The sequence below is a fragment of the Microbacterium sp. genome (assembly GCF_041909575.1).
Lineage (GTDB): Bacteria > Actinomycetota > Actinomycetes > Actinomycetales > Microbacteriaceae > Microbacterium.
The window spans coordinates 1-8192 of the sequence record NZ_JAYRDE010000122.1 but is presented as its reverse complement, the minus strand read 5'-3'; the positions used below and the strand labels follow the sequence as shown (position 1 = coordinate 8192).

The window sequence follows — 8192 nt, the reverse complement described above, 5'->3', positions numbered from 1 at the left end:
GGAGTCCGCCCCACCGTCTCGGCGATCTCGGCGAACGGCACCCCGAAGACGTCGTGCAGCACGAACGCGACCCGCTCCGCCGGGCTCAGCGACTCCAGCACGACCAGGAGCGCGGTCGACACCGAATCGTCGATGGTGACGCGGTCGAGAGGATCGAGGGGGGCGGATGCCGCGATCGGCGACTCCCCCGGCACGGGCTCCGGCAGCCACTCGCCGACGTAGCGCTCGCGTCGCACGCGGGCCGAGCCGAGCACGTCGAGGCACACGCGGCTCGCGACACGCGTCAGCCAGGCGCCCGGGTTGCGGATCTCGGCGCGCTCGTCGGGCGTCAGCCGGTACCACCGCACGTAGGTCTCCTGCACGGCATCCTCGGCATCGGTCACCGTGCCGAGCATGCGATAGGCGAGCGCGAGCAGGTTCCGCCGCTCGCCCTCGAGCACCTCGACGTCGTCCATGGCGATCCTCCTGCGGAGCCGACGACGCAGCGTCGGAGAATGTGAGCGGGTGCCTCACATTCTGGCGTGCGGCGTCGTCGGATGTTCAGGAGCGCAGAAGCCGCTCGCGAAAGGACCTGCTCATGAGGATCGCCATCGCCGGGGCAACCGGCACGGTCGGAGCCCCCACCGTCGAGGCCGTGCGCACAGCCGGCCACGAGCCCATCGCGTTGAGCCGCAGCGGCGGCGTCGACCTGATCACCGGTGCCGGGCTGGATGCCGCGCTCGAGGGTGTCGATGCGGTGATCGACACCGTGAACGTGACGACCCTCAACGCCGGCGACGCGACGGCGTTCTTCACGGAGGCGACGGGGAACCTGTTGGCGGCCGCGCACCGCGCGGGTGCACGGCACGTCGTCGTGCTCTCGATCGTCGGCATCGATCGCATGCCCTACGACTACTACGCAGGCAAGGTGGCCCAGGAGCGGGTGGTCGAGACATCCGCTCTCCCGTGGACGATCCTGCGGGCGACGCAGTTCCACGAGTTCGCCGGGCAGCTGTTCGAGCGGGCGAAGGCCGGTCCGCTCCACCTCGCGCCGCGGGCGCGCGTGCAGCCGATCGCGGCACGCGAGGTCGGCGAGCACCTCGCCGACCTCGCGGCGGGGCAGCCGCAGGGACGCGCGCGCGACCTCGCCGGGCCGCGCGAGGAACGTCTGGACGAGATGGTCCGCGCCTTCGCCCGGCACACGGGCCACCGCGGATGGATCCCGCGCGTGAGTCTGCCCGGCCCCCAGATGAAGGGCATGCGGGCCGGACTCGCGCTGCCGGGCGCCGGCGCTGTGCTCGGGCGCCAGACCTTCGCGGAGTGGCTCGCCGCGCGCTGACCCGGCTGGCGGTCGCGGGGGCCCCGCTACATCTCCTCGTGGGTGTCGGGGTCGCCGTCCCACAGGCGACCGCGCTCGAGGCCCGAGATCGCGTCGACCTGATCGTCGCTCAGCGCGAAGCCGAAGACGTCGGCGTTCTCGCGCTGCCGGTCGGGATCGGCCGACTTCGGGATCGGCGTGCTGCCCAGCTGCACGTGCCAGCGCAGCACGAGCTGCGTCGGGGTCACGTCGTGCACGACGGCGAGTTCCTGCAGGAGCTGCTCGGTGAGCAGCTCCGAGCGCCGGGCGAGCGGGCTCCAGCTCTCCGTGCGGATGCCGTGCTCCGCATGGAAGGCGCGCAGAGCCGTCTGCGGGAAGTAGGGGTGCAGCTCGACCTGGTTCACCGCAGGCACCACGCCGGTCTCATCGATGAGCTCGGTGAGCATCGCCTCGGTGAAGTTCGAGACGCCGATCGAGCGCACGAGGCCGCGCTCGCGCGCCTCGATCATGCCCCGCCACGTGTCGACGTACCTGCCCACGCTGGGGTTCGGCCAGTGGATCAGCTGCAGGTCGATGCGGTCGAGCCCCAGCATCCCGAGCGATCCCTGGATGCTGTCGATCGCCTGCTCGAAGCCGTGGTGCCGCCCGGGGATCTTCGATGTGACGATGAGCTCATCGCGGTCGAGGCCGCTGCGGCGCACCGCCTCACCGACCTCGCGCTCGTTCTCGTAGTTGACCGCTGTGTCGAGGAGGCGATAGCCGGACTCGATCGCCGAGACGATGGCCGACACGCCGTCGTCGCCGCGAAGGTTGTAGGTGCCGAGGCCGAGTTCGGGGAACTCGGTGCCGTCGTTGAGCGTCACGGTGGGGATTGCGGTCATGTGTCCATCTTGGCGGGATCTCTGCGATCGCGGGCCGATGATCGAGGTCGGACGTCGATCGATCAGGGTCGGTCGTCGACGTCGCCGTCGAGCTCGCCCTCGCGCGCGGCACGCTCGTCGGCGGCGGCGCTCGTCTGGCGGTCGTCGTCCAGGTCGGGGTCGAGCGGCCGGTCGTCGTCGGCGAACACGTCGGGCTCGTCGGATCGGTCGCTGTCGGCGGGCGGGATGACGGGAGGAACGGGGTTGCTGGTCATGATGGACTCCTTTCGGATGCCGCAACGCTAGGCGCCGCGTCGCCTGTCACGCACGGGGCTTGCGGTGCGGGCGCACCGGAGGTAGCGACGGTCCGTGGGCACGACCCGGCGGCGAGCGGTCAGGGCGTGCCGCTCACCGACCGCAGTCGTTCGCGCTGACCCGGGAACCCCGACTCCACGCGGATCCACTCGGCTCCCTGCCGCACGTCGTAGGCGCGGAAGGCGCAGGCGATGCCCTCGGCGACCAGGAGGTCCGCGCTGTCCATGAGCTGGAAGTGCAGGTGCGGGGAGGTCGAGTTGCCGGTGTGCCCGACGCGGCCGAGCACAGTCCCCGCGGGCACGCGCTCGCCGGCGTGGACAGCCACTGTTCCCGGCGCGAGGTGCGCGAAACCGGCGTACACCGCGCCCGCGCGGAGGATCACGTGGTTGCCGAGGATCGCGGGGATCTTCTCCGGGCGGAAGGTCAGGCCGTTCCAGATCCCCCGCACGGCTTCGCGGAGCGGATTGACCCAGCGGCGCTCCGCCATGCCGTCGACCGCCTCCACGACCTCTCCTTCGAAGGGTGCGCAGATCTCCTCGCCCCACGCGTAGCACCGCGACGTGCGGCCGCCGATCGTCGCGGCGATGATCGTCGGGGACGGGTGGACGTGCATGCCGGGACGCTCGTCGACCTTCACGAAGTCGTACGCGTACCGCTGTCCGAGGATGTCGACGCCGTGGCTGGGCACCCCGGACACCGGCGTCGTCACCGCCACCCAGTTCTCCCCGCGCAGTGGGAAGTCGACGACGACCGGGGTCTCCAGTCCCTCGGGCACGCTCCGACAGTAGCCCCGCAGCGCCCTCGGCGGCAGTCGTCGTCGTGACCGGCTGCCGCCGAGGACGGGGATGCGCTCAGCGCTTGGCCTCGATGATGAGGTTGAAGGGGGTCTCGGCGACCACGCGCACCCGGCTGAATCCGGCCGTGTGGAGCACCTCGGTGAGTCGCGCGGGTCCGGCCTGCGCTCCGAGCACGAGCTCGCCGCCGTCCGCGAGGGAGTGCGCGGTGCAGATCATGCTCGAGGCCGCGTAGTAGGTCTGCGCGATCATCGTGAGGTTGTCCTCGAGCCGGTCCGCGGCGTTCGGCTCGACGAGCAGCAGCGTGCCGTCCGGGGTGAGAGCCGAGGCGGCGTGACGCAGCACGCCGGACGGGTCGCCCATGTCGTGCAGCGCGTCGAAGAAGCAGATCAGGCCGAACCCGCCCGACTCGTAGGCGTCGGCGCGCACCTGCTCGAACACGACGCGCTCCTCGACGCCGGCCGCGCGGGCGTTGCGACGCGCCTCCGAGACCGACGGCGCGTGGCTGTCGAAGCCGTGGAACCGCGACCGGGGAAAGGCCTCGGCCATCATGACGGTGGTGTGACCGTGACCGGCGCCGACGTCGGCGACAGCGATGCCGCGCTCGAGCGCGTCCACGACGCCGTCGAGGGCGGGGAGCCACTGCGAGGTGAGGGCGGCGCGGTATCCGTTGCGGTAGAACGCCGCGGTGCCGTGCGCCAGCCGAGGGTCGTGATCGCCCCACGCGATCCCCTCCCCGGTCCGGAAGGCGTGCAGAGCCTTGGCTTCGTCCGACCACATCGCCGCCGGCACGTTCCAGGCTGGCGGCAGGTACACCGGGCTCTCCTCGTTCGCCAGCACGAGCGCCTGCTCGGGCGTCAGCGCGAACGTCCGCTCCTCGGGGTCGTACACGAGGTAGCCCGCGGCGGCCTGCGAGGCCGCCCAGTCGCGCACGTAGCGCTCGGCGCAGTCGGTGCGGGCGGCGAGGCCGGCCGAGGTCAGGGGGCCCTCGTCGGCGAGCGCGCGGTAGAGGCCGAGCCTCGCGCCGAGGCTCACCATGACGCCGAGGTAGCCCGCTCCCAGGTCGTCCACCGCCTTGAGGACGAATGCCTGCAGTGCTGTCTCATCCACTGTCGTGGTGTTCATGTGTCGGTCCTTTCGGGTCCGTTCGATGGGGTGTGATTCCATGCTCCGGATGCCGCGCCCCGGCGTTCAGGGGCATCCCGACCCTCGTTCGGTCCATTCATGCCACGATGTGGTCTCAGGAGGACCCATGCCCGACGCACGCCCGCTCACGGTGAGCGTCGTCGCGCTGCCCGACACCGGGGTTGCGACGATGTTCGGCGTCCTCGACGTGCTCAACTCCTTCGAGCTGATGGGCATCGGCGACGGGCCGGCGCCATTCCGGGCGCAGATCGTCGGCGAGCGCGAGGGACCGCTGATGGGGGTCAGCGGCGTGCCCGTTCCCGTCGCACGATCGGTCGCCGATCTTCCGGCGACCGACATCGTGATCGTGCCGTCGGTCGTTCTCGGCCCCGCCGGGTGGAAGCGCGGGCGCTACCCGGCGCTGGTCGAGTGGGCCGCGCGGATGCACGCGCAGGGTGCGCTGCTGTGCTCGGCCTGCTCCGGGATCTTCCTGCTCGCCGAGACCGGGCTGTTCGACGACCGCGACGTCACCGTCCACTACGACTACGCGCGCCACTTGGAGGCGTCCCGTCCCGCGCTGCGCGTGCACCCGGAGCGGGCGCTCATGGTGACGGGAACCCGCGACGAGCTGATCACCTCGGGAGCGTCCACCACCTGGCACGACCTGGTGCTGTATCTCACCGGCCGGTACGCCGGGGCGACGGTCGCGCAGGAGGCGGCGCGCATGTTCGCCCTGCAGTGGCACCAGGACGGCCTCGCCCCCTACATGGTGTTCGAGGGCCGCAGCGATCACGGCGACGCCGTGGTCGCCGATGCACAGGAGTGGCTGCGCGCGCACTTCTCGGTCGCCGCACCGGTCGAGCAGCTCGTCGTGCGCTCGGGCCTCGCCGAACGCACCTTCAAGCGCCGATTCACCGAGGCGACCGGAGTCAGTCCGCTCGCCTACGTGCAGCGGGTGCGGGTCGAGGAGGCAAAGCGGCGCCTCGAGCGCAGCGAAGACTCGGTCGAGGCCGTGGGCTGGGCGGTCGGGTACGAGGATCCGGCGTTCTTCCGCCGGCTGTTCAAGCGTGTGACGGGCGTGAGCCCGGCCGCCTACCGGCGCCGATTCCGCGTGCCGTCGGTCACGACCGCGGGCTGAGCGAGGTCTCGCTCGCCGGTGTCGGCGCTGCGGCATCCGTCGGGGATGCGGCATCCGTCGGGGATGCGGCATCCGCCCCCTGTCCGTCGGTGTGCAGCGACGGGGGCGCCGCCGCGTAGGCCGCGGAGAGTTCACGGTACGGCTTCGAGACGAAGGCCAGGATCACCACGATCAGCAGCAGCGCACTCGCACCGAGGAAGGCCAGGGCGATGCCACGCGCCTCGCCGGGACCGAGGAGCCAGCCGAGGGACTCCTGGCCTGCGGGCGAGTCCATGTAGGGGATCAGCCAGAACTGCGCCAGCGGCCCGATCACGAACGCCGAGATGGGCGCGGCGGCGGACTCGACGCTGGCAGCGAAGCCGAACACGCGGCCCTGCTTCTCGAACGGCACGACCCGCTGCACGATCGTCTGCTCGGCGGCCTCGGCGATCGGCATGAGGCACATGAAGATCAGGATGCCGAGGGCGTACAGCCACCACCACTCGCGGATCGCGAACGTCATGCCCAGGATCGCGATGCCGATGTTGACCAGCAGCATCGTGCGCACGGGATTCTTGCCGAGACCGAACTTGGCCACCAGCCCGCCGCCGATGATGAACCCGATGCTCGTGATGCCCAGGATGACGCCCCACACCTCGACCGAGAACAGGGTCAGGCCGTACGGATCCATGAGGGCCATGAAGACGCCGCCGACCAGGTTGTTGAACGTGGTGAAGAGGATCAGTGCGAGAAGCCCGGGAACGGCGAGCACCGCCGGAATGACCTCGCGGAAGCCGAAGCCCTTCGGTGCCTCGCCCTCGACGTGCGCGATGCCGCGCTCGGGGATCGACACGAAGAGCAGGTGGACGAGCGCGACCGCCGTGGCCGCGATCGCGATGACGACGGTCGCCCCCATGCCGAGCAGTCCGATGGACAGGCCGGAGAACACGCTCGTCACCATGAACGCGATGCCCTGTACCGCGCCGACGAGACCGTTGGCGCGATCGCGCCGGTCGGAGGGGACCAGGAGCGTCACGGTCGTGGAAAGCGCGATGTTGCGGAGGTTCTCGACGACGCCGCCGATGAGGATCACGCCGGCGAACACCCAGAACCACGGCCCGCCCCAGTCGATGAGCACACTTTCGGGGAAGGCGAGGTAGAGGGCACCGGCGATGAGGTAGGTGGAGAGCGTCACGAGGCTCGAGAGCACCATGACCGCCTTCTTCTTCATGTGGTCGACGATGACCCCGAACACCACGCCGAACACGGCGACGAGGAGCATGTACGAGCCGCCGATGATCGCCGTCGCCAGCACCGACTCGGTCTCGAGATAGGCCCAGAACGTCAGCGCGAACCACAGGAAGCTCGACGTGACGTTGGCGAGCGCCGTGTTGGCGAGCACCTGGTAGAAGGCGCGGACCGTCCGCGGTCCGGGCGCGGACTGATTGTGATCGTCCGTCCGCGGTGCGGGCGTCGGCTGGCTCATCGGTTGTCCTTCTGCGTGTGCGACGGATGGGGGTGCACGGTGGACTAAGCTCGATGTGGACACCGTGTACATTGATGTTCACACCGTACACATTCTTGTGAGGCACGGCAATGGCTGCGCAGCTACGCACCTATCATCACGGGGACCTCCGACGTGCGCTCATCGACGAAGGCCTCCGCCTGGCACGCACCGGCGGTCCTGCCGCCGTCTCGCTGCGCGAGGTGACGAGAGCCGCCGGCGTCTCGCCGAACGCCGCGTACCGCCACTTCGCGGACCGCGAGCACCTCATCCGCGCGGTCGCGGGCGAGGCGCAGCTGGCTCTCGCCCGGGCCATCCGCGCGCGCGTCAATGCCGCTCCCCCGGCCGAATCCGCCGCGGCGGCCTCGATCGAGCGCCTGCGACGCGTCGGCCTCGCCTACATCGACTTCGCCCGCGCCGAGCGCGGGTGGTTCGAGCTCGCCTTCGCCACGCAGGATCCGCAGGGCGGCGAGGAGATCGTGACCCTCGACGACGAGGTCGTCGCGCCGTTCCGCCTCCTGCTGGACACCCTGGACCAGATGGTGGATGCCGGAGCCCTCGCCTCCGAGCGCAGGCCGTTCGCCGAATGGCCGTGCTGGTCGGCCGTCCACGGCTTCGCCGAGATCGCCGTGCACGGGCCGGTGCAGTGGCAGCCGCCGGAGGTGATCGACGCGCTGGCCGCCGCGGTGGTCGAGGCGGCGATCGTCGGCGTCCGCGGCACCGCCGAGTCCGTCGCCGCGCCGATCGCGCCCTAGACTGCGGCCATGACCCCCGCCGGCGCCGCCCCTGACGGCGGCAGGCCATGGAGCCTGCAGCGGGCGATGTGGTGGACGGCGGACTACGTCTATGCCGCGCGGAGACAGCTGGCGATCCTGGCTCTGCCCTGGGCGATGGGGCACCGCCGGCCGACGCCGCCGAAGTGGCAGGCCGGATCGGCCGGACTGCCCGAGGTCGTCCTGCTCCCCGGCGTGTACGAGCACTGGACCTTCCTGCGGCCGCTGGGCGACACCCTCGCCGACGCCGGGCACCGCGTGCGCGTGGTGCACGAACTCGGCGTCAACCGGCGGGGGATCGCGGAGACAGCGGAGCGCCTCTCGCGCTACCTGGCCGACCTGCCGGTCGCGCCCGCCGGGCGCGTGCTCGTTGCGCACAGCAAGGGCGGGCTCATCGGCAAGCACCT

Annotated in this window: 10 protein-coding genes; 4 read left to right on the top strand and 6 right to left on the bottom strand. The window is 71.1% G+C overall.

The window, feature by feature from the left end:
* Positions 1–455: sigma factor (locus ACE3O1_RS13545; protein ID WP_374315895.1), on the bottom strand; the 455-nt coding region annotated here is incomplete at its 3' end.
* A gap of 122 nt (positions 456–577) precedes the next feature.
* On the opposite strand from ACE3O1_RS13545, the gene ACE3O1_RS13540 reads away from it, so the two are divergent.
* The gene (locus ACE3O1_RS13540) at positions 578–1318 is read left to right on the top strand and encodes an SDR family oxidoreductase (protein WP_374315893.1); all 741 of its coding nucleotides are present in this window, start codon (positions 578–580) and stop codon (positions 1316–1318) included.
* Positions 1319–1344: 26 nt separating this feature from the next.
* On the opposite strand, the gene ACE3O1_RS13535 is transcribed toward ACE3O1_RS13540, so the two are convergent.
* The 4 genes from ACE3O1_RS13535 to ACE3O1_RS13520 form a co-directional block, all read right to left on the bottom strand.
* Entirely contained in the window at positions 1345–2178 is an 834-nt protein-coding gene (locus tag ACE3O1_RS13535; RefSeq protein ID WP_374315891.1) for an aldo/keto reductase, read from the bottom strand.
* A 62-nt stretch (positions 2179–2240) separates the two neighbouring features.
* A complete protein-coding gene (locus ACE3O1_RS13530) occupies positions 2241–2432 on the bottom strand; it encodes a hypothetical protein (RefSeq protein ID WP_374315889.1) in 192 nt (63 codons plus the stop codon).
* A 119-nt stretch (positions 2433–2551) separates the two neighbouring features.
* The gene (locus ACE3O1_RS13525) at positions 2552–3247 is read right to left on the bottom strand and encodes a M23 family metallopeptidase (protein ID WP_374315887.1); all 696 of its coding nucleotides are present in this window, start codon (positions 3245–3247) and stop codon (positions 2552–2554) included.
* 76 nt (positions 3248–3323) lie between these two features.
* Positions 3324–4391, bottom strand: a complete 1068-nt coding sequence (locus tag ACE3O1_RS13520) for a class I SAM-dependent methyltransferase (protein WP_374315886.1) — start codon at positions 4389–4391, stop codon at positions 3324–3326.
* A 127-nt stretch (positions 4392–4518) separates the two neighbouring features.
* Between ACE3O1_RS13520 and ACE3O1_RS13515 the strand changes: the two genes are divergently transcribed.
* Entirely contained in the window at positions 4519–5529 is a 1011-nt protein-coding gene (locus tag ACE3O1_RS13515; RefSeq protein WP_374315884.1) for a GlxA family transcriptional regulator, read from the top strand.
* On the opposite strand, the gene ACE3O1_RS13510 is transcribed toward ACE3O1_RS13515, so the two are convergent.
* Positions 5513–6994 carry an MFS transporter gene (locus tag ACE3O1_RS13510; protein ID WP_374315882.1) on the bottom strand — a complete coding sequence of 494 codons (1482 nt, stop codon included), beginning with the start codon at positions 6992–6994 and terminating at the stop codon, positions 5513–5515. The two genes, ACE3O1_RS13515 and ACE3O1_RS13510, sit on opposite strands and share 17 nt — an antisense overlap.
* A 110-nt stretch (positions 6995–7104) precedes the next feature.
* Here ACE3O1_RS13510 and ACE3O1_RS13505 point away from each other — a divergent pair, with 110 nt between their 5' ends.
* Positions 7105–7767, top strand: coding sequence for a TetR/AcrR family transcriptional regulator (locus tag ACE3O1_RS13505; RefSeq protein WP_374315881.1), 663 nt, complete (start codon positions 7105–7107; stop codon positions 7765–7767).
* Between the two features lie 9 nt (positions 7768–7776).
* On the top strand, positions 7777–8192 hold a 416-nt coding region (locus ACE3O1_RS13500; RefSeq protein ID WP_374315879.1), incomplete at its 3' end, for an esterase/lipase family protein.

Excerpts from the sequence above, each read along its gene's own strand:
- ACE3O1_RS13540 (WP_374315893.1), top strand. The coding sequence starts at position 578 with ATGAGGATCGCCATCGCCGGGGCAACCGGCACGGTCGGAGCCCCCACC.
- ACE3O1_RS13535 (WP_374315891.1), bottom strand. The coding sequence starts at position 2,178 with ATGACCGCAATCCCCACCGTGACGCTCAACGACGGCACCGAGTTCCCC.
- ACE3O1_RS13530 (WP_374315889.1), bottom strand. The coding sequence starts at position 2,432 with ATGACCAGCAACCCCGTTCCTCCCGTCATCCCGCCCGCCGACAGCGAC.
- ACE3O1_RS13520 (WP_374315886.1), bottom strand. The coding sequence starts at position 4,391 with ATGAACACCACGACAGTGGATGAGACAGCACTGCAGGCATTCGTCCTC.
- ACE3O1_RS13515 (WP_374315884.1), top strand. The coding sequence starts at position 4,519 with ATGCCCGACGCACGCCCGCTCACGGTGAGCGTCGTCGCGCTGCCCGAC.
- ACE3O1_RS13510 (WP_374315882.1), bottom strand. The coding sequence starts at position 6,994 with ATGAGCCAGCCGACGCCCGCACCGCGGACGGACGATCACAATCAGTCC.
- ACE3O1_RS13505 (WP_374315881.1), top strand. The coding sequence starts at position 7,105 with ATGGCTGCGCAGCTACGCACCTATCATCACGGGGACCTCCGACGTGCG.